The following is a 19,824-nucleotide window of genomic DNA, read 5'->3' on the forward strand; positions in this document are numbered from 1 at the left end:
GTAAAACAATCCGCCAAGATAACCAATCCGCTAAAATAAACTCAGCTGACTGGTAGGCCGGCGGAAAGATTCCGTATTAAACTCAAAACGGTCCTGGTTTAATCCGTTCTTTTTTACGTGTAGCCGGAACTGTTGGCGGATCAAATCAGCAATATTCCCGTCCCCGCGCATCCGGCGGCCAAACTCACTGTCATTGACATTGCCGCCGTGCATGCTTTCAATCTGGTGCCATACTTTATCAGCACGGTCGGGGAAGTTCTTATAAAGCCAGTCGTTGAAGATGATCTTCACGGCATCATTGAGCCGTACAACGGTATAACCGGCGTATTTAGCGCCATTGGCAGCAGCCATCTCCAGTAGCCTGGGTATCTCGTGGTCGTTCAGCCCGGGAATCATAGGGGCTGTCATCACGCCAACGGGTATACCGAAGTCGCTCAGCTCCTTCACAATTTTGAACCGCTGCGCGGCCGTCGTGGTGCGGGGTTCCATCTTCTGACGCAGCTCCTCCTGTAAGGTAGTAATGGAAACATATACACAGACCAGCTTCTCCTGCGCCAGCTGCTGCAGCAGGTAACGGTCCCTCAATACCAGCGAGTTTTTGGTGATGATGCCCACCGGCTGTTTATACTCCAGCGCTACTTCCAGCAGCTGCCGCGTAAGCCACATCTTACGTTCCACCGGCTGGTAGCAGTCTGTATTCCCCGAAAGGGAAATAGGTTTGGGCACCCAGTTTTTATTGTCCAGGAACTTGCGCAGCAGCTCCGGCGCATTATGTTTGACAATGATCTTCCGCTCAAAATCCAGTCCGGCGCTCAGCCCCCAGAATTGATGGGCATTGCGGGCATAACAATAGATACAGCCATGCTCACAGCCCTGATATGGGTTCATGGAATACCACATCCCCACGTCCGGACTATCCACCTTGTTGACCAGGGTTTTGGCATGCTCCTCAAATACCTGGGTAGGTACATCCGCCTGCCACCACTCGTCAATCCCTTCCACATGCTCCTGTACGTATTCTCCCTTCAGGTATTTGTTCCGCGGATTTACCTGCGCACCACGTCCTTTGTAATAGGGGGTTTCAGATCCTCCTTCCTGGAATGGCAATGTCATACACTAAATATTTTAGTAAAAATACTAAATATTTTGTCATTTCTTTATTTAGGTATTTTATTATTTGATCAAGCCAGGGCTTACTAAAGGCTCCTATCACAATAATCAAATAAGAAAATATCTAAATAATCTCCATCTGCTTCATCAGGAAAGTCGCATTTTTATTACGGGCAATACCAGGCCGGATACGGTAATCAAAGAAAAGGTGATCATCCTGGATGGTGCTTTCAAAGCAGTAGTTCCGGATTTTATTGGGGTAATTATCTTCCAGATGGCCCAGCTCCAGGTCATGCGTGGCAATCATACCCAGACAATTATACGCGAGGAAATGTTCTATCAGGCTGCGGGAACCGGACAACTTATCTTCTGAATTGGTGCCCTTCAGGATTTCATCGAGCAGGATAAACACCCGCTCCCCTGTTTTCAGCTGGACAATAACATGCTGCAACCGCAGCAGCTCTGCCTGGAAATAGGAAGTATGGCTGGCGATAGAATCTTTAATACGCATGGAGGTCATAATACGCATAGGGCTAAATACCAGCCGGTTGGCACATACCGGCGCACCGCACATGGCCAGCAGCAGATTGGAACCTACACTGCGCAGGAAGGTGCTTTTGCCCGACATATTGGAACCCGTAATAATCAGGAAACTGGCGTCCCGGCCAATATGACCGTCATTTTTAACAGATTCAGTTTCCGGGATCAGCGGATGTCCCAGCCCTTCCGCTTCCAGTAACATCGGTTCGGCCTGTGGCTGCGGATAAGCATACCCGGGATGATTAAAAGCGAAAGTGGCCAGACTATTCCATACCTCCAGTTGTGCTATCACATCAATCCACCTATCTACGGCAGTTTTATATTGCTCCTTCCAACGCTCCAACCGCAGGATGCAATGCAGATCATACAGGAGCAGGGAATTGAGGACAATACCCACCAACAGGTTCAGACGCTGATCAAAGGCAGAACTGATGCGGGACAGCTGATGCAGCGCCACATCCGCCTCACGGGCAGTTTCCTGTTGCTGCCGCAGCAACACCGACTGCTCAAAGGACCCTTTACGTATCAACCCCAGTAACAGGGCAAACTTCTCCAGGATACGCTCCTTCTGGGAAATCAGCTTGTACTGCTCCAGCAGCCTGGGCTGAATGCTGAGCAGCACCAGCCAGTTGACCATGATCATACCGATGAAAAGATAATGGTGACCGATATACGTACCTGCCACCACTGCCGCAATCGTCAACAGCGGAAACAGCCACCGGGCGATCCCCATAAACCGGTTATGTATAAATGCAAATGGCATATCAAGCCACAGCGCCAGCTCACGGCGGTCGCTGGCGTCCTCCCTGGCCAGCATGGCGTTGGCGGTAAGGTGCTGACGAAAATCTATTTCGGGTGTAAGTACTTTCAGGGCTTCCTGTGTGTCCAGGATCTCTGCTATATTCAGCATGGGTGCTCCCAACGAAGCAGCCAGCCGTTGTTTCCCGGACAATGTACCGGTGCGGTTAACGGCCTGAAAAACAGACGCAGGGCCAAACACATCCAGGTCTCCGGAATAGTCATGCTGATCATTGATAAACTCGTGGCCATCATCAAAGGAAGATTTCCAGGTGGTGGCCTGCTGCAGCTCCTTCTTATTCAGTTCCAGCAACGTTTTCAATAGTGCCAGCTGTTGCAGGGAACGATTGTGCCGTTTGAGAAAAAAGCCAAAGGCCACTACACCCACCGCTGCCGCGATCAACCACACTCCTTCCCTTCCCTGGCGGAAATACAACACCACCCCGGCAATGATCAGCAGGAAACTCATCAGCCGGGCCCAGGACAGCAGCGATGTCCGCTTCTTTTCCTTGTCAATGGCCTGTTGGAATTCGTTGGTCCGTTGCTGGTATAGATGAGGGCGTTCCATTACACACATTTTTAAAAGTGAAATGCAGCTGAAGACAACTGTCTCCGCTGCATTCCAAATATCAACATAAAAAAATAATAAAATGAAAAAATGATCAGGCGTACTGCCTTTTCAGCAAATCCGGGTACTCCTGGCTAACTTTCAGGATAAGTTCACCAAACAGTGTACAAGCCCAGGCAAACCACTTACGGGTAAACTTCGTAGGGTCGTCCTTGTGATAGGACTCATGTATGAAACCAGTATTACCATCGGTATTGCGCAGTGTTTTGATACACTCGGCAATTTCCTCTTTGCTCTGGCTGGTCAAAGCTCTCATGATGATGCTCATAGGCCAGATATAGTTTTCACCGGTATGCGGGCTACCTACCCCATCACCATACTTCCCCTTGTAGAACCACGGATGGAAACCGCTCCATACAAAATGGCGGGAAGCCTGGTACAGCGGGTCATCGGCAGTGGTATAGCCAAGGTATGGGATAGACAACAGGCTGGGAACGTTGGTATCGTCAATGAATAACCGATTACCGAAACCATCCACCTCAAATCCGTACATATTGCCCAGTTTCGGATGCTCTACGATCGCATATGCTTTGATGGCGCGGTCCACTTCATCAGCCAGATCAGCACACTCTTTCGCGAAAGCGGCATCTTTATAGATCTCGGTGCTGATCTCTGACAGCTGCCGCAGTGATACTACCGCAAACATGTTGGACGGGATCAGGAAAGGGAATACGGTAGCATCGTCCGAAGGACGGAAAATAGAAACAATCAGGCCTACCGGCAACATCGGCGAACCGTAACCGGAATTGGGCACAGTGTCCGACTGCCAGGCAGTTACACGCTGAAATTTATACGGTCCTTTGCCTTCTTTACGCTGCTGCTCTTTGAAGGTTTTCACGATCAACTGGGCAGACTGCTTGTATTTTGCATCAAACACACTGGTATCGCCACCGTGCTTCCAGTAGTGGTAAGCCAGCCGCACAGGGTAACAGAGCGAGTCTATTTCCCATTTGCGTTCATGCAGCTCCGGCTTCATGTCTGTCAGGTCTTTTTCCCATTCGCTACCGGTAGGGCCGTCGTTGAAGGCGTTGGCATACGGGTCTATCAGGATACATTTCGCCTGACGGTTAATGACGCCTGCCACCATCTGCTCCAGCTTCTTGTCTTCCTTAATGAGCGGAATATATGGCCACACCTGTGCGGAAGAGTCGCGCAGCCACATGGCATTGATATCACCAGTGATCACGAAAGTATCAGGACGGCCTTCCAGCGTTTTGAAATTAACAGTTGTATCAAGGGTATTTGGGAAGCAGTTCTCAAACATCCAGGCCAGTTTGTTATCGGCAATCTGTTTTTTAACGTTGGTGATTGTCTTTTCCACCGCGTCGCTGGTGAACTTACGTTTCGCCAGTGGCGGACGTTGGGAGGAATAACCATCCCAGCCCAAAACGGTTTTGGGCATTCCCAGTCCAACAGCACCTGCCAGCAGCGCGCTGTTCCTGATAAAATCTCTCCTTGCTACCATACTGTTTATTACGTTTAAGTAGGGCTAAAATAGAAAAGTTTCCGGGATTTGCTTAAACGATTTATCAATCATCGTCATCTTCCTTCTCCTGGAGCTTCACAAAGGCGCTCCGACGGGGTGCCGGCATCACCGCATTTTCGCCACGGACGGCCTTCCACACCACTTCGTTCAGCTCCAGATCAGGTACCCTGTCTTCATGGGCCAGGTCAAAAGCAGCAGAACGGCGGGCGCTCTCGTTCCAGGCGGTATTCCTTTCACGGATATCCACATTGGCTTCCAGCGCCACATAAGGCGTCAGATCAGGCGTAGCGGTGAACAGTTCCCACATAGGGGTAGCAGCAGCATCATACTGGCTCATTGGCGGCAGCCCAAGGATCAGCTCCATGGTACGCAGCATCCCGGAAGTAGAGTACATATTGTGGTTCACGGTATTCCGCTTCACGTAAGGACTGATAACATACGCCGTGGAACGATGGGCATCGATATGATCAGGACCATTCTGGGCATCGTCTTCCAGAATAAAAATGGCGCTTTCTTTCCAGATGCGGCTATGGGAGATATATTCGATCAGTTTGCCTACCGCCAGATCGTTGTCCGCAACGGAAGCGTAAGGAGAATAGGCGCCTTTACGCATACCACTGGTATGGTCGTTGCCCAGGCGGACCGTATTAAAACGAGGTACTGCATCGGCTGCGAGCAAAGAATCAAAATCACGCTGCCAGATCTGTTGGCGGTCCACATCCAGTACTGTCAGGTCAAATGCCGGGTAATCCTTGCAGAAGTGGCCTTCCAGCGTTTTCAGGGTAGCGGAGCCTTTGCCGGTAAACTCGCCGTAGCTGCGGAAGCTCACGCCTGCACGGGCGCAATAATCCCAGATAAACCCTTTTTTCGGATAAGCGATTTTACGGCTGCCTTCATAATCATAAGTACCGCCTCTGCCACCGTAGCTGGTAGGCCAGGTTTTTTCCGTATAGTCGGTAGCGTAAGCAGCGGTGCTCCAGTTATGGCCGTCAGCACTTACTTCAGCATCTACATAAAAATTGTCCAGCAGTACATAGTCTCTTACCAGCTTGTGCTGATTGGGCGTGATACGCTCGGGAAAAATACAGAGACTGCTGTCCCCATTCCCGGCTTTGATGTCGCCCAACACCTGGTCATAGGTACGGTTTTCCTTGATGACGTAAAACACGTATTTGATCGGAGAAGTTTGTCCGGCTTCCTGTGGAATGGGATTACCTTTTTCACCGGGGGCGCGCAGCTCTTTGTTTTTCGTATAGGGGGTGTTGTCATACACCAGCTTAGACCACTGGCCCAACACTTTCTCTCCCGGTTCCCGGAAGATGGACAGCGTGCCTTTGAACAGTCCGGCGATATATTGTACAGAACGGTCTTTACGGGTATTAGCCTCATGCGATCCGCTGGCATCTTTACGGCTGATAGGATTAGGCCCTTCCGGATTGGCCATGGAAGTAAAACCCTTACCATTTGCCACCAGTACCTTTTTACCGGTAACACGTACACAGGTGGGATACCAACCTACAGGGATAAACCCTTCCGCATGGCTTTTGCCCGGAGTAGCCACATCGAATACGGCGAGGCAGTTATTATCTGCGTTAGCGATATACAGTGTTTTGTTGTCATCGGACAGCGCCAGTCCGTTGGTAGTAGAACCTGTTGGCGCATCCGGATACAGTGCCGCGTGCAGGTTCTCAATTACTTTTCCATCTGCAGTAGTAACAACAGATACGGAGTTATCATTGGCATTGGCCACATACAGATACTTACCATTTTTTGATAGAATAATTTCGTTAGGATGACTACCTGTTTTTATCTCCTGTACTATTTTATCGGTGGCAATATCATATACCGCTATAGCATCGCCTCCCCACAGAGAGATATACAGCGTCTTGTTATCTTTAGACAGCAGGCAGGTAAAGGCCTCTGCGGACAACGGTATACGTTTGATCACTTTTTTTGTTGCCAGGTCCAGCAGATAAAGGCTGTTATCTTCCTTGGTTACTACGTATAGCCTGTTACGTGAGTTATCCATCGCCATGCCGGTAGGGCATATTTTCTCTTTAGGCCAGGACAGTCCAAGGCGGATGCTGTCTGTAGCCACCAGCTTATTCTCACGAAGCTGGTATTCCCGGATCACGTTGTCATTGGCGCCGGAAGCGTAGAGCGTTTTCTCATCCTTGCTGAACGCCAGCCCATACCATGATTTGGGGATGACTACTTCGTCCAGCAATGTCTCCTGCCGGGCGTCTATTAGTTGCAAGGTGTGTTTACTCTGTCCATTGTTGTTGACAGCGAGATATTTTCCTGAACCGGAGAGCACCATGTTCAGGGGCAAATCTCCCAGGGGCAGGGAATGTCCAACAGGTGTAAGGGACCACCCGTTTGGCAACAATACCCGTGCGGCCACGGTGTCTGGCGTTTGTGCTGCTACCTGCAATGAGGCCAGTAACAGCGCGCTGAAAATCATTTTTTTCATATGCATATGCGATAATGTGCTGATAATAAACCAATAAGACTGGTAAAAATAGAACAGGCGCCCAGAGCGAAGCAATAGCCAAACGATTGATAATACTAATATAACATTTCCCAGGGCTAAAGCCCTGGGCTACGATGTTTTTCAGGACATCAAAATGATTGGGCCTTTAGTATTGGGGGATTGCTTTTATGGAGCTAAACAATGCAGCCAGGATCTTTAACCTGGGAAACAGCTTTATTTACGAATCTGTAGCGAATGTGCAAAAAAATGGGCCGACCCAAGGCCAGCCCATTAAAATAAATCAATGATTGTCTTCTTTTATCTCCGCCCATCAGGCGAATCAGCACTCATCATGGCTATCACAGTTACATGTTACGGCGGTACTGTCCACCCACTTCATACAACGCATGGGTGATCTGTCCGAGGGAACAGTGTTTCACGGTTTCCATCAGTTCTGCAAAAAGGTTTCCGTTATTGATGGCTACCTGTTGCAGCTGTTTCAGGGCTGCAGCGTTTTTCTGTTGATGACGGTGCTGGAAGGCTTCCAGTGTTTTAATCTGGAAATCCTTTTCCTCTGTGGTGGAGCGGATCACCTCTGCCGGTATAATGGTAGGAGAGCCATTTTTGTTCAGGAACGTATTCACCCCTACGATAGGGTATTCACCGGTATGTTTCAGTGACTCATAGTAGAGGCTTTCTTCCTGGATTTTATTACGTTGGTACATCCTTTCCATGGCGCCGAGTACGCCACCGCGTTCGGTGATGCGTTCAAATTCTGCCAGCACGGCTTCTTCCACGAGATCGGTCAGTTCTTCGATAAAGAAAGAGCCCTGTACAGGGTTTTCGTTTTTAGCAGTGCCCAGTTCGCGGTTGATGATCAGCTGTATGGCCATCGCCCTTCTCACACTTTCTTCCGTAGGCGTGGTGATGGCTTCATCGTAAGCGTTGGTATGGAGGGAGTTACAGTTATCGTATATCGCATACAGCGCTTGCAGCGTGGTGCGAATATCGTTGAAGTCGATCTCCTGTGCGTGGAGGCTTCTGCCGGAAGTCTGAATATGGTATTTCAGCTTCTGGGAGCGATCGTTGCCCTTGTATTTGTATTTAATGGCTTTAGACCAGATACGGCGCGCTACGCGGCCTATCACGGCATATTCAGGGTCCATGCCATTGCTGAAGAAGAATGACAGGTTAGGCGCAAAATCATCGATATGCATACCGCGGCTCAGGTAGTATTCCACATAGGTGAAACCGTTGGCCAGGGTGAAGGCCAGCTGCGTGATAGGATTGGCGCCGGCTTCAGCGATGTGGTATCCTGAAATGCTGACAGAGTAGAAGTTGCGGACTTTCTGCGTAATAAAATATTCCTGCACGTCGCCCATGAGTTTCAGGGCAAATTCAGTGGAGAAGATACAGGTGTTTTGTGCCTGATCTTCCTTCAGGATGTCTGCCTGTACAGTACCACGGACGGTACTGAGGGCGTGGGCGCGGATTTTTTGATACACTTCGCGGGGCAATACCTCTTCACCGGAGATGCCGAGCAATGACAGGCCGAGGCCGTCGTTGCCGGCCGGCAGGTCGCCATTATAATGCGGCAGCGGATGATCTTTGAATTTCTCGCGGATGGTAGCCTGCACCTGTTCGGTCAGTCCATTTTCGTGGATATATTTTTCACACTGCTGATCGATGGCTGCATTCATGAAGAAGGCCAGCAGGATAGGCGCTGGACCATTGATGGTCATAGACACCGATGTTTTCGGATCGCAGAGATCGAAACCGCTGTACAGTTTCTTGGCATCATCTACCGTGGCAATGCTTACGCCGGAGTTACCAATCTTTCCGTAGATATCCGGACGTACGGCCGGGTCTTCTCCGTAGAGCGTCACGCTGTCGAATGCGGTGGACAAGCGTTTGGCCGGCTGATCGAGCGATACGTAGTGGAACCGTTTGTTCGTCCTTTCCGGACCGCCTTCACCGGCAAACATACGGGTAGGATCTTCTCCTTCGCGTTTAAGCGGGAATACGCCGGCAGCATAAGGGAATTCTCCTGGCAGGTTTTCGGTGAGCTGCCACCGCAGGATATCTCCCCAATCGTTGTACTTAGGCAGACTTACCTTCGGAATACGGCTATGGCTGAGGCTTTCGGTGAACAGTGGTAATTTGATCACCTTGTCTCTTACCTGGAATTCGTAGTTGTCCGCTGCATATTTTTTCAGCAGTGCCGGCCATTCGTCCACCAGTTTTTTGCATTCCGGATGAAGCGCTTCAGAGAGTTTCGTCTGGATATCGGCCAGCAACGGAGCTTTAGAAGCATCTATTGCTATAACGCCCGCTATCTGATACAGTTGAGTGGCGATTTTACATTGCTCATCCACCCACTTGCTGTAGTCGGCGATAGCTTCGCCGATTTCCGCCAGGTAACGTACCCTTGCCGGAGGGATGATCTGGGATTTGGTAGTGGTGGATTTCAGGCTTTCATGCGCCATCGGGCCGAAAGGAGCGGCGGTTTTTTCCACTACTTTTTCCATCACCCTTTCAAAGAGCAGATTGATGCCCGCGTCGTTGAACTGAGAGGCGATGGAGCCCACCACTGGCAGTTCTTCATCCTTTGCCGTCCACAGGGTATGGTTACGTTTATATTGTTTGCGCACATCGTGCAGGGCATCGAGGGCGCCGGCTTTATCAAACTTGTTGATGGCGATCACATCGGCGTAGTCCAGCATGTTGATTTTTTCCAGCTGGGAAGCCGCGCCGTATTCCGGTGTCATCACATAGAGCGACACATCGCAGTAGTCGGTGATGGCCGTATCGCTTTGACCGATACCGGATGTTTCGAGGATGATAAAATCGAAGCCTGCCAGTTTACAGATGTCGATCGCTTCCTGGATATGTTCACTGATGGCTTTATCGCTTTCGCGGGTAGCGAGGGAACGCATGTAGGCCCGTGGGTGATGAATGGCGTTCATCCTGATACGGTCGCCCAGCAGGGCGCCGCCCGTCTTTTTCTTGGAAGGGTCTACCGAGATAACGGCCACCGTCTTATCAGAAAAATGAGTCAGGTAGCGGCGTACCAGTTCGTCTGTTACGCTACTCTTACCAGCGCCGCCGGTGCCGGTGATACCCAGTACCGGAGAGGTTTTATCTGCCGGTGTGCTGGTGATGTGCGTACCTTCGTCAGCATCTACGGTAACGGCCTTGCGGGCTTTAGCGCCACTCAGCAGCGCTACCGGTATATCGTTTTCCGCGAGACTGATAGCGCGGGCAATGATTTTCGGGTTTTTACTTTTCTTCAGCTGCGGGATATCTTCCACACTGCCCCCACTGGTCAAGGGTGTAACGGCGATATCGCACTGGCTGATCAGGTCTTCAATCATACCTTCGAGGCCCATCTGGCGGCCATCGTCGGGAGAGTACAGGCGAGCTATGCCGTAAGCATGCAGCTCTTCTATTTCAGCAGGCAGAATAGTACCACCGCCACCGCCGAAGATTTTAATATGCCCGCAGCCCTTTTCCTGCAGCAGGTCATACATGTATTTAAAAAATTCCACGTGCCCACCCTGATAGGAGGTGACGGCTATGCCCTGTGCGTCTTCCTGTACCGCACAGTCTACTATTTCCGCAGCTGAGCGGTTATGCCCCAGGTGGATCACTTCGGCGCCTTTAGCCTGCATGATACGCCGCATGATATTGATCGCGGCATCATGCCCGTCGAATAGTGCTGCTGCGGTTACAATACGTACCTTATGTTGTGGTGTATATGACATATGAGATGCTTTTTCACACAAAGGAGCTATCCTTTGCCAGATTACCAACTTTGCGAGCTATGCAAGTTACGGAAAAACTGCCTGAAATACAGGAGTAACAGGGGTTTAGAAGAGATCAAACGGAAAAAGATTCCTGTTGCAAATTATTTAAGCATACTGCGGATGGGTTAGTTTTTCCCTAAAACAACTTTCCCCTGTACAAATCACTGTACAAGGGAAAGCGTAGAAAATAAGACACTTACAAAAGTGCTCAGCGGCCTTCTTGTTTCATAACGTGGAACTATAAAATCAAACTATTGATAGATACTTAATTGATTTTTTTCTGGCATACTTGATAAATGGAAAATTTCTAACTCCGACTCAATGGCAAAAACGTACAAATACGATTTAAATTCTGGTTTTCATCCCACCTTTTTTTCAAGGTGTGTATATCTTACACAATCTTACTTAAATTTTTGTTAAAAACAAACTTTTTTTCCCTTTTTATGGAGAAATAAGTTCAAACGTCCGCACCACGGGACATGAGGCGCTTAATCCTTCCTGGCAGAGGATTTCACCGACATATATATTAACAGGAATTTGGGTGGACATCCACCGGGAGGCTAAAAAAATATCATCTCAAAATAGAGACAAGTATCATGCATTCACAGGCTGCCAATTAGCAGCACCGGGAGATCAAAACCCAATACCCAGGTAGCGTTTTTTGCGCTGGTCGTATTTATCGAAATTGAACTTGTATAGTTTGGCAGGGCGGTGTGGCACATCTTCCTCTTCCTCATTGAGGTCCATCAGCAGGTCCATAGACAGGAACTTCTTCCGGAAGTTACGACGGTCCAGTTCCACATCCAGTATAGCTTCATAGAGGTTCTGTAATTCACGCAGAGAGAACTTCTTGGGCAGCAGGTTAAATCCGATTGGCTGCACCATTACCTGTTGTTTCAGGCGCTCGTGGCAGGTATCCAGTATCTGCTTATGGTCAAAAGCCATGTTTTGCAGGTCTTTCACCGAATGCCAGTGCAGGTCATTATTATGGTTTTTCAGTTCCACATGTTCGATGTTCACCAGCGAATAATACGCCACCGTGATCACACGACCGGCAGGGTGGCGGTTGATAGCCCCAAATGTCTGCACCTGCTCCATGTACAAATCATCCAGTCCCGTACGTGCTTTCAACACCCGGTAGGCTGCTTCGTCCAGCTCTTCATCCGGCCGCACCACATCTCCCAATAATGACCATTTTCCTTTATATTCCTTCAGGTCAGACTCAATCAGCAGCACTTTCAGCTCATTTCCGTTAAATCCGAAAATGACACAATCTACCGATATGGCAACCTTGAAATAACTCTTAATCTCAACAAGGTGAGTATTGATGTTTTTGGTGTACATAGACATCATAAAAATACGTGGAATTACAATTATCGTCTTAAACCTTGTGCTAAGGTGTTCATAATCCAAATGAAAGAAAAAAACGGGACATTAAAAGCAAAAAGACCGAATTTTTTGCTTTGTTTTAGCGAAGCGGAAAGATAAGTTTATTTTTACAGCTCAGTATCAAGCATTATGTACACAAAGGAAATAGAAATAACCCTGGCAAAGCTGGCCAAAGACCTGCTGAAGCACCAGCAGCAACAAACATTGCTGCATTCCATTGACGAAACCCTGGAGGCATTACGCCGGGTCATCACCTACAACGACTGGCGCTATTATGTACAGAGTGATCCCGTGCTCAGTGACTATGAGTACGACCAACTCTTTGCCTGGCTGAAGAAACTGGAAACAGAACATCCTGATCTCATCAGTCCGGACTCCCCTACCCAGCGTGTGGCCAAAGGCCTTACCAAAGAATTTGTGACGGTACAGCACCTCGTGCCCATGCTTAGTCTTGAGAACTCCTATAATGCAGACGACCTTATTGACTGGGACCGCAAAGCCCGGGAAGCCGCAGGATTACAGGAGATAGAATATTGTATAGAACCTAAGTTCGACGGCGCCAGCATCTCCCTTATTTATGAGAACGACCGGTTGACCCGAGGGGCCACCCGCGGCGATGGCATCGCCGGTGAAGACATCACCACCAATATCCGTCAGATCCGCTCCATCCCGCTGTCTGCCAGCTTCTCCAAATATGGTATTCATCAGATAGAAATACGAGGGGAAGTGCTGATCAACAAAAATACCTTCAAGGCATTCAATGATAAACGTATCGCTGAAAACCTGCCACCGCTGGCTAATCCACGTAATGCCGCCTCCGGCTCATTGCGCATGGTAGACCCCAATGAAGTGGCCAAACGCGGTCTGGAAGCGTTTCTCTACCATATGAGCTATCATACCATGGAAGCAGGCCAACAGGAACCGGATGCCATCAAAACGCACAGCGGTACCCTGGACCTCTTGTCCACCCTCGGTTTCCGCAGCCCTGCCAAAGAGAAAAAAGTAGTGAAAGGCGTTCAGGCAGTCATCGATTACTGCCTTCAGTTTGAAGCAGAACGTGACAACCTGCCCTACGAAATCGATGGTATGGTGATCAAAGTAAATGACTATGCCCTGCAGGATAAACTGGGAATGACCACCCACCACCCCCGCTGGGCCATCGCTTATAAATTCAAAGCCCGTCAGGCTACCAGCCGCCTCCGTGCAGTGGAGTTCCAGGTAGGCCGTACCGGTTCCATCACACCGGTGGCCAAGATAGACCCTGTTCACATCGGCGGTGTGACAGTATCTTCTATCTCCCTCTTTAACGAAGATGTTATCCGGGAGAAAGACCTTAAACTGGGCGATATGGTGCTGGTAGAAAGAGCCGGCGACGTAATCCCCTACATCGTTAAGTCCGTCGCTGACCTCCGCACCGGAGAGGAAACGGATATCGTATTCCCCACCCAATGCCCCGTTTGTAACGATCAACTCGTAAAACCGGAAGGGGAAAGCGTTTTGCGTTGCACCAATATCAACTGTGAAGCACAGGTAGTAGAACGGATGATCCACTTCGTCAGCAAAGACGCCATGGACATCAAAAGTTTCGGGGAAAGCAATGTCCGTAAATTCTATGCACAGGGCCTCATGAAAGATATCCCCGGCATTTATGAACTGGATTTCGAAAAGATCGGCGCCATGGAAGGCTTTGGCAAAAAATCGCTCAGCAATCTGCAAACAGCGATCGACCAATCCAAGTCGCAGCCCCTGCACCGGCTCATTTTCGGCCTCGGTATCCGTTACGTAGGTGAAACAACCGCCAAAACCCTGGCCAATGCCGTTAGCAACATTATGGACCTGCGCAACTGGACAGAAGAACAGATCCTTGCACTGGAAGATATCGGCCCTAAAGTTGCCGGCTCCATCCGGGCCTTCTTCACCAATGACGACAACATCCATATGCTGGAGAAACTGGCATCGCTGGGCATCAACATGACCAACACCAAGAGTGAGCGCCATACCGGCGGCAACCTCGCTGATCAAACCTTCCTCTTCACCGGTACCCTGCACAAACTGAAACGCAGTGAAGCAGAAGAAATGGTGGAACAACAAGGCGGTAAAATCGTGAGCGGCGTGAGCAGTAAGCTCAACTACCTCGTAGTAGGCGAAGAAGCCGGCAGTAAACTGGAGAAAGCAAAAAAAATCAACACCATCAGGATTATCACAGAAGATGAGTTCCTGGAGATGATTAAATAGGATTATGATTGACGATACTTATTATATGAAGCAGGCGCTGAAAGAAGCGCACAAGGCTTTTGAAGACGGAGAAGTGCCCATCGGTGCGGTAGTAGTGCTCAATAACCAGGTGATTGGCCGCGGGCATAATCAGGTAGAGCGGCTGAATGATTGCACCGCCCATGCAGAAATGATCGCACTGACCGCCGCATTTAATACGCTGGGCAGTAAATACCTGATGGAGGCCACGCTGTATGTTACCGTAGAGCCGTGCCTGATGTGTGCCGGCGCCTTGTACTGGAGCAAGATCGGCCGTATCGTTTATGCAGCGGCGGACGACAAGAACAGTTACCGGCGCGCCACCGGCGAACGATCGCCCTTCCATCCAAAAACAAAGCTGGAAGCCGGCCCTTGTAAGGAAGAGAGCCTGCAACTGATGAAAACCTTTTTTGAGCAAAAACGCTAACCATATTTCTGAACCAAACATTTATTGAGAGACCGGAATTTATGCACAGAAAAAATATCGTTGTCATTGGCGCTTCCGGCCATGGCAAGGTCGTAGCGGATATCCTTTCACAGATGCCCGGGTACCGGGTGGTGGGGTTTATTGATGCCTTCATAAAAAAAGGGACGGTGTGCTTTGGTGACCTGACCGTTTTGGGAGGGGAACAGGACCTGCCGGAACTGATGGCTGCACATCAGATAACAGGAGGAATTGTAGGTATCGGTGACAACTGGATACGCAGTCAGGTAGTAGCCAAAATACAGGCCATCGCGCCATCCTTTGAGTTTATCAATGCCATTCACCCTTCCGCCGTGATATCCGATACTGCCAATATCGGCCATGGCAATGTAATTGCGGCCAATGCAGTAATCAATACCAATGCAAACATAGGCGATCACTGTATTGTTAATACGGCTGCCTGTATAGACCACGACAACCATATGGATAGCTATGCCAGCGTAGCTCCACGGGTAGTTACCGGCGGTAATGTGGCCATCGGGGCATATACGGCTGTCAGCATTGGCGCCGTGGTAAAACACGGTATCAGCATTGGTGAGCAAAGCATCGTTGGAGCTGGTGCCGTAGTGCTTAAACCGGTTACATCTTTCAGTATCTGGTATGGCGTACCTGCCCGTAAAATGGGAGAACGCAAGGCGGGAGACAAGTATCTGTAAATGTAAATACCAGTCAAAATAAAAGGCGCCCGGCAGTTTCATACTGCCGGGCGCCTTAGTATATGGAACTTTTTATTTTTCCGTTTTATTCTGCATCAGTTTATTCATTGCCATCATCTGTTTCATGGTTTGGTCCATGCCTTCAGAAGAGCCATCGAGGAAGATAACGTTGCCTTTGGAGTTCTCTGCAAAGTTTTTAATGGCTTCCGTCCACATAGAGAAGAGGATCACAGAAGTGTCGAGATTGGCCTGCTGCATTTCTTTAGCGGCTGTGGTCATACCTTTGGCCACCTCTTCGCGGAACAGGGCTACACCCATACCACGCAACTGTGCGGCCTGGCGTTCTGCTTCCGCAGCAATTTTGATAGCGTTACCATCTGCCTCAGCAGCTTTGGTTTTAGTGATCAATAGCGCCTGGCCTTCGTTTTCTGCGGCAGCTTTCAGGTTGTTGGAAGCTACCACTTGTGCCATGGATTTCATGATCACTTCATCAAAAGTAATATCATTCATCTGGAGATCGAGCAGGTGAAAGCCCCACTCTTCCAGGGTTTTGTCTATCTGTTCTTTTACGTGCTCCGTAATGTCCTTACGCAGGCCGAGTACTTCTGCCTGTCTTTTGGTGGCCACAAAACCACGGATAGATCCTTCGATGGTGCGTACCAGCGCCTGCATGAAGCTTCTTTCATCCATGAACTTAAAAGCTACGTTTTTCAGGGTCTCTTCATCCTGGTTCCATACGGAATACAGCAGCATCGCTTTAAAATAAACGTTGGCCTGGTCTATCGTAATGGCCTGAAACTCCAGCTCTACTGATCTGTTCTGGATGGAAATTTTCTTAAAGACTTTTTCAATCAGGGGTATTTTCCAGTTCAGACCGGGAAACAGTATCCGGCTATATTTACCGAAAATAGTGGTAATAGCCACATTGCCCTGCTGTACGGTCACAAAAGAAGATAAGATTACTATCAGTGCCAGAAATCCCAGGATCATCAGAAATACATTCATAATGCGTTTTTTTGGTTAGGGTAGGGTTTGATGGCCTAAATATAATCAAATAAACCGCAATGTTCAGGAAGGGCAAGGGAATACCGGCAAGCTAAAAGCAGGTTAATTTTGAGGGCGTTTGTATGAAGACAAACAATGGATGAAAAACTGAGCTTAAAAAGACAATGAATGAAAATTATAAAAAGCTGAGTTAATTAGATCCGCTGTTTTCTTCTGAAGTATATGAACACATCGTCCAGTTCAATTTGTTTCAGCTGGTAGGCCAGCCGGGTCCTCAGATCTTCCGTCTCGTCCTTGATCTTTCTGTACTGGTCCTTCAAATTTTCATAACGCTCAACGATCTCTTCTGCGGTGGCAGTTTGGTCCAGTTGTAAGATATAAAATGCTCTTTCCTCGGTTATCATAGTGATAGGGGTATTTCAGCCAATAATCATGTCCGGATGTTTAAAAAACATACTTCTTTTTGATTCACTAAATTAGTGGAGATACAAAAGCAAGCAAATACCCAACCTTGGGTATTTTTATGAAAATTTAGCAAGGTTTAGCAAAAAAAACTTCGCACTTTTTGCAATCGCAAAGGTTGACAATCAACAATATACAATTTATTAATATACTTTTCATCCTTAATGGTAAATGCTGAGGGCAATAAAAAAACGATGCTAAAACAAGAAAAACTGATACTATTTTACCTTTAAGGCCAATTATTGAAAGCCTATCTTCCGGGCGATGGCCACCAGCTCTGTGGTATTACGCACCTTCAGTTTCAGCCGGATATTTTTGCGATGGGTCTCAACAGTGTAACGGCTTAGGTTCAGGGAGTTGGCAATCTCCTTGTTATTGAGCCCCTGTACAGCCAGTCCCAGCACATCCTTTTCACGTGGGGTGAGCTTGTTCAACAGGTTTTCGTTCTGCCGGCGCAGTATCTCATTCAGCGCCACCGTCAGTTGGGCATTGGTATCAATGGCATTGGTGAGGTCCAGGAAAGCACAGATGATCTCTTTTACCTTCCCATGGCTGTCCCATGTAAAGGGTACTTCCATCCCAAGAAGCCAGCGGTAGTCCGTGTCCCCTTTCTTACGGATGCGGGCCACGCCACCGAAATGGCTCTTATTGTCTATGAATGATTGCTGAGCTACGCTCGCCATCTTAAAATCATCCGGATGCATGATATGCCGGAAGAAATCCATCCCTAAACCCGTCATCTCCGCAGGAGCATAGCCAAATGCTGCCGCCAGATAATGGTTGCACCAGGTAATGGTTTTGTTATTGTTATCATAACAATAAAGCATGGCAGGTACACTGTTTACAATGCTCTCCAACCATTGATGACGATCTTTTAGCTGCTCATTTTCCTTTTGCAAGGCGGTGAGGGAAAGGTTTTGCCCTAAGTCCGAGCCTGTATGCATACTATACGTTTTAAACAAACAATAGGTAAACAACTGTCAGGCACATACGAAAAAACATGTCTGATGTTACGTCCTTTTTAAACCGAGTATATGTAAATATAAAATAATTTTCAATATGACACAGCATTGGACGGGGCCTAATTTAGTAATTGAAAATTGAAATTGATTTTTAACGGATTGGCAGTAAATTTGGCGACTATCTGTAAATAATATTTTCAAACCCAATAAAAATAAGAGTTATGGCATTTACACTCCCGAGCTTACCCTACGCTACCGATGCGTTAGAGCCGCATATTGATAAATTGACAATGGAAATTCACCACGGTAAGCACCATCAGGCATATGTTGACAATCTGAACAAAGCGATTGCCGGCACTGAGAATGAGAACAAATCCCTGGAAGAACTGGTGGCAAATGCTGGAAAAATCAGCCCTGCTGTAAGAAACAACGGCGGTGGCCACTGGAACCACAGCTTTTTCTGGACCAGCCTCGCTCCTAATGCCGGTGGCCAACCTACCGGTAAACTGGCTGAAGCCATCAACAGCACTTTTGGTTCTTTTGATGCCTTCAAAGAGAAGTTCAACGCTGCCGGCGCTACCCGCTTCGGTTCCGGCTGGGCATGGCTGCTGGTAAAAGACGGTAAACTGGAAGTTTCTTCCACCCCTAACCAGGACAACCCGCTGATGGACGTTGCTGAAGTAAAAGGCACTCCTATCCTCGGTGTTGACGTGTGGGAACACGCTTATTACCTGAAATATCAAAACCGTCGTCCGGAATACCTGAATGCATTCTGGAACGTGGTTGACTGGAACGCTATCAACAAAAGATACGAAGCTGCCCAATAATATTTAGGGATTTTTTGATTTGCGAATTTTTTGATTTCGCGGATCAGCAATAAAAAAGCAGACCGAAGCGAGTGATTCGCTTCGGTCTGCTTTTTTATTAGTTTACGAAATCAAAAAATTCGCAAATCAAAAAATTCCTAAATCTCTTTGATCTTGATGTTCTTGAACCAGATCTCGCTGCCATGGTCCTGCAACGTAATGTGGCCTTTTTTAGACATCCCGTAGCCTTTGGCATCTTTCCATTTACCTTCTGCTTTGTGTTTCTTCCACTCGTCTGTCCACAGGTCATATTCAGCGGTTTTCTGACCATTCAGCCAGTGCTCTACATGTCCTTTGTTGACGATGATTTTGGTGGTATTCCACTGTCCGATAGGATTGGAAGCAGCCACCAGCGGAGGATTCATGGCATAGTTAGCGCCGGTCTTCTGCCAGTCTTCCAGTTTCTCCGGGAAGTTGTTGTCATCAATGATCTGATACTCCGGGCCACTCAGGTACGGTGCATCAAATTCTTCTGTTACCATATACAGGATACCGCTGTTACCTTTAGCCGCCAGCTTCCAGTCGGCCGTCAGTTCAAAGTTTTCGTATTCTTTATCGGTGATCAGGTCACCACGTTTATCACTTTTATCGGTTGTGCTGCCCAGGCAGTGCAAAACACCGTTTTCCACTACCCATGGTTCTGTAGGCTTGTTCTTAAACCCACGCCAACCATCTTTGCTGGTGCCGTTGAACAATAACTGCCAGCCCGCTGCTTTATCAGCATCGCTGAGGGAAGTAATGGCAGCAGTGTCCACCGCTGTTGAAGAGGGTGCGGCGGTTATCACCGAATCCTTTACGGCCGTTGAATCTTTTGCTTCTTTGGTAGCGCCTCCGCCGCATGACATCACGGTAGCAGCCATAACGGACAAGGCAGGTACTAAAAACTTCTTCATATGGTTCACGTTT

14 protein-coding genes are annotated in these 19,824 nt (G+C 48.5%); 4 read left to right on the forward strand and 10 right to left on the reverse strand.

Translation table 11 applies throughout. From position 1 onward, the window contains the following. Positions 1–30 precede the first annotated feature (30 nt). The 6 genes from HHL17_RS01480 to HHL17_RS01505 form a co-directional block, all read right to left on the reverse strand. The gene (locus tag HHL17_RS01480; RefSeq protein WP_169223038.1) at positions 31–1,113 is read right to left on the reverse strand and encodes a PA0069 family radical SAM protein; all 1,083 of its coding nucleotides are present in this window, start codon (positions 1,111–1,113) and stop codon (positions 31–33) included. 121 nt (positions 1,114–1,234) lie between these two features. Then, positions 1,235–3,016 (reverse strand): MutS-related protein, encoded by a 1,782-nt coding sequence (locus HHL17_RS01485; protein ID WP_169223039.1) that lies wholly within the window; start codon positions 3,014–3,016, stop codon positions 1,235–1,237. A gap of 94 nt (positions 3,017–3,110) precedes the next feature. Continuing rightward, complete coding sequence (locus HHL17_RS01490; RefSeq protein ID WP_169223040.1) at positions 3,111–4,541, reverse strand: glycoside hydrolase family 125 protein; 1,431 nt, start codon at positions 4,539–4,541, stop codon at positions 3,111–3,113. A 64-nt stretch (positions 4,542–4,605) separates the two neighbouring features. Then, positions 4,606–7,035 (reverse strand): bifunctional YncE family protein/alkaline phosphatase family protein, encoded by a 2,430-nt coding sequence (locus HHL17_RS01495; protein WP_169223041.1) that lies wholly within the window; start codon positions 7,033–7,035, stop codon positions 4,606–4,608. A gap of 365 nt (positions 7,036–7,400) precedes the next feature. Next, positions 7,401–10,799 (reverse strand): methylmalonyl-CoA mutase family protein, encoded by a 3,399-nt coding sequence (locus HHL17_RS01500; RefSeq protein ID WP_169223042.1) that lies wholly within the window; start codon positions 10,797–10,799, stop codon positions 7,401–7,403. 675 nt (positions 10,800–11,474) lie between these two features. Then, positions 11,475–12,194, reverse strand: coding sequence for an NUDIX hydrolase (locus HHL17_RS01505; RefSeq protein ID WP_169223043.1), 720 nt, complete (start codon positions 12,192–12,194; stop codon positions 11,475–11,477). 165 nt (positions 12,195–12,359) lie between these two features. Between HHL17_RS01505 and ligA the strand changes: the two genes are divergently transcribed. From ligA to HHL17_RS01520, 3 genes are read left to right on the forward strand one after another with little or no spacing between them, the layout of a single operon-like run. Further along, positions 12,360–14,465 carry an NAD-dependent DNA ligase LigA gene (ligA, locus tag HHL17_RS01510; RefSeq protein ID WP_169223044.1) on the forward strand — a complete coding sequence of 702 codons (2,106 nt, stop codon included), beginning with the start codon at positions 12,360–12,362 and terminating at the stop codon, positions 14,463–14,465. 4 nt (positions 14,466–14,469) lie between these two features. Beyond that, positions 14,470–14,910: a nucleoside deaminase gene (locus tag HHL17_RS01515; protein ID WP_168871166.1), complete on the forward strand. Its 441-nt coding sequence runs from the start codon at positions 14,470–14,472 to the stop codon at positions 14,908–14,910. A gap of 41 nt (positions 14,911–14,951) precedes the next feature. After that, positions 14,952–15,623 (forward strand): acetyltransferase, encoded by a 672-nt coding sequence (locus HHL17_RS01520; RefSeq protein ID WP_169223045.1) that lies wholly within the window; start codon positions 14,952–14,954, stop codon positions 15,621–15,623. A gap of 72 nt (positions 15,624–15,695) precedes the next feature. Here HHL17_RS01520 and HHL17_RS01525 read toward each other — a convergent pair whose 3' ends face one another. The 3 genes from HHL17_RS01525 to HHL17_RS01535 all read right to left on the reverse strand — a co-directional run bounded on the left by HHL17_RS01525 (position 15,696) and on the right by HHL17_RS01535 (position 18,034). Then, a complete protein-coding gene (locus HHL17_RS01525) occupies positions 15,696–16,628 on the reverse strand; it encodes an SPFH domain-containing protein (RefSeq protein WP_169223046.1) in 933 nt (310 codons plus the stop codon). A 194-nt stretch (positions 16,629–16,822) separates the two neighbouring features. Next, complete coding sequence (locus tag HHL17_RS01530; protein ID WP_168871163.1) at positions 16,823–17,032, reverse strand: hypothetical protein; 210 nt, start codon at positions 17,030–17,032, stop codon at positions 16,823–16,825. A 297-nt stretch (positions 17,033–17,329) separates the two neighbouring features. Then, positions 17,330–18,034 carry a LuxR C-terminal-related transcriptional regulator gene (locus HHL17_RS01535; protein WP_169223047.1) on the reverse strand — a complete coding sequence of 235 codons (705 nt, stop codon included), beginning with the start codon at positions 18,032–18,034 and terminating at the stop codon, positions 17,330–17,332. Between the two features lie 239 nt (positions 18,035–18,273). Between HHL17_RS01535 and HHL17_RS01540 the strand changes: the two genes are divergently transcribed. After that, positions 18,274–18,879 (forward strand): superoxide dismutase, encoded by a 606-nt coding sequence (locus HHL17_RS01540; RefSeq protein WP_169223048.1) that lies wholly within the window; start codon positions 18,274–18,276, stop codon positions 18,877–18,879. A 137-nt stretch (positions 18,880–19,016) separates the two neighbouring features. Here HHL17_RS01540 and HHL17_RS01545 read toward each other — a convergent pair whose 3' ends face one another. Then, a complete protein-coding gene (locus HHL17_RS01545) occupies positions 19,017–19,811 on the reverse strand; it encodes a 3-keto-disaccharide hydrolase (RefSeq protein ID WP_169223049.1) in 795 nt (264 codons plus the stop codon). Between the last annotated feature and the right edge of the window lie 13 nt (positions 19,812–19,824).

This window comes from Chitinophaga fulva (assembly GCF_012927205.1).
In the GTDB taxonomy this organism is placed as follows: Bacteria; Bacteroidota; Bacteroidia; order Chitinophagales; family Chitinophagaceae; genus Chitinophaga; species Chitinophaga fulva.

Excerpts from the sequence above, each read along its gene's own strand:
- HHL17_RS01540 (WP_169223048.1), top strand. The coding sequence starts at position 18,274 with ATGGCATTTACACTCCCGAGCTTACCCTACGCTACCGATGCGTTAGAG.
- HHL17_RS01500 (WP_169223042.1), bottom strand. The coding sequence starts at position 10,799 with ATGTCATATACACCACAACATAAGGTACGTATTGTAACCGCAGCAGCA.
- HHL17_RS01490 (WP_169223040.1), bottom strand. The coding sequence starts at position 4,541 with ATGGTAGCAAGGAGAGATTTTATCAGGAACAGCGCGCTGCTGGCAGGT.
- HHL17_RS01535 (WP_169223047.1), bottom strand. The coding sequence starts at position 18,034 with ATGCATACAGGCTCGGACTTAGGGCAAAACCTTTCCCTCACCGCCTTG.
- HHL17_RS01485 (WP_169223039.1), bottom strand. The coding sequence starts at position 3,016 with ATGGAACGCCCTCATCTATACCAGCAACGGACCAACGAATTCCAACAG.
- HHL17_RS01495 (WP_169223041.1), bottom strand. The coding sequence starts at position 7,035 with ATGAAAAAAATGATTTTCAGCGCGCTGTTACTGGCCTCATTGCAGGTA.
- HHL17_RS01515 (WP_168871166.1), top strand. The coding sequence starts at position 14,470 with ATGATTGACGATACTTATTATATGAAGCAGGCGCTGAAAGAAGCGCAC.
- HHL17_RS01480 (WP_169223038.1), bottom strand. The coding sequence starts at position 1,113 with ATGACATTGCCATTCCAGGAAGGAGGATCTGAAACCCCCTATTACAAA.
- HHL17_RS01530 (WP_168871163.1), bottom strand. The coding sequence starts at position 17,032 with ATGATAACCGAGGAAAGAGCATTTTATATCTTACAACTGGACCAAACT.
- HHL17_RS01545 (WP_169223049.1), bottom strand. The coding sequence starts at position 19,811 with ATGAAGAAGTTTTTAGTACCTGCCTTGTCCGTTATGGCTGCTACCGTG.
- HHL17_RS01505 (WP_169223043.1), bottom strand. The coding sequence starts at position 12,194 with ATGATGTCTATGTACACCAAAAACATCAATACTCACCTTGTTGAGATT.
- ligA (WP_169223044.1), top strand. The coding sequence starts at position 12,360 with ATGTACACAAAGGAAATAGAAATAACCCTGGCAAAGCTGGCCAAAGAC.
- HHL17_RS01525 (WP_169223046.1), bottom strand. The coding sequence starts at position 16,628 with ATGAATGTATTTCTGATGATCCTGGGATTTCTGGCACTGATAGTAATC.
- HHL17_RS01520 (WP_169223045.1), top strand. The coding sequence starts at position 14,952 with ATGCACAGAAAAAATATCGTTGTCATTGGCGCTTCCGGCCATGGCAAG.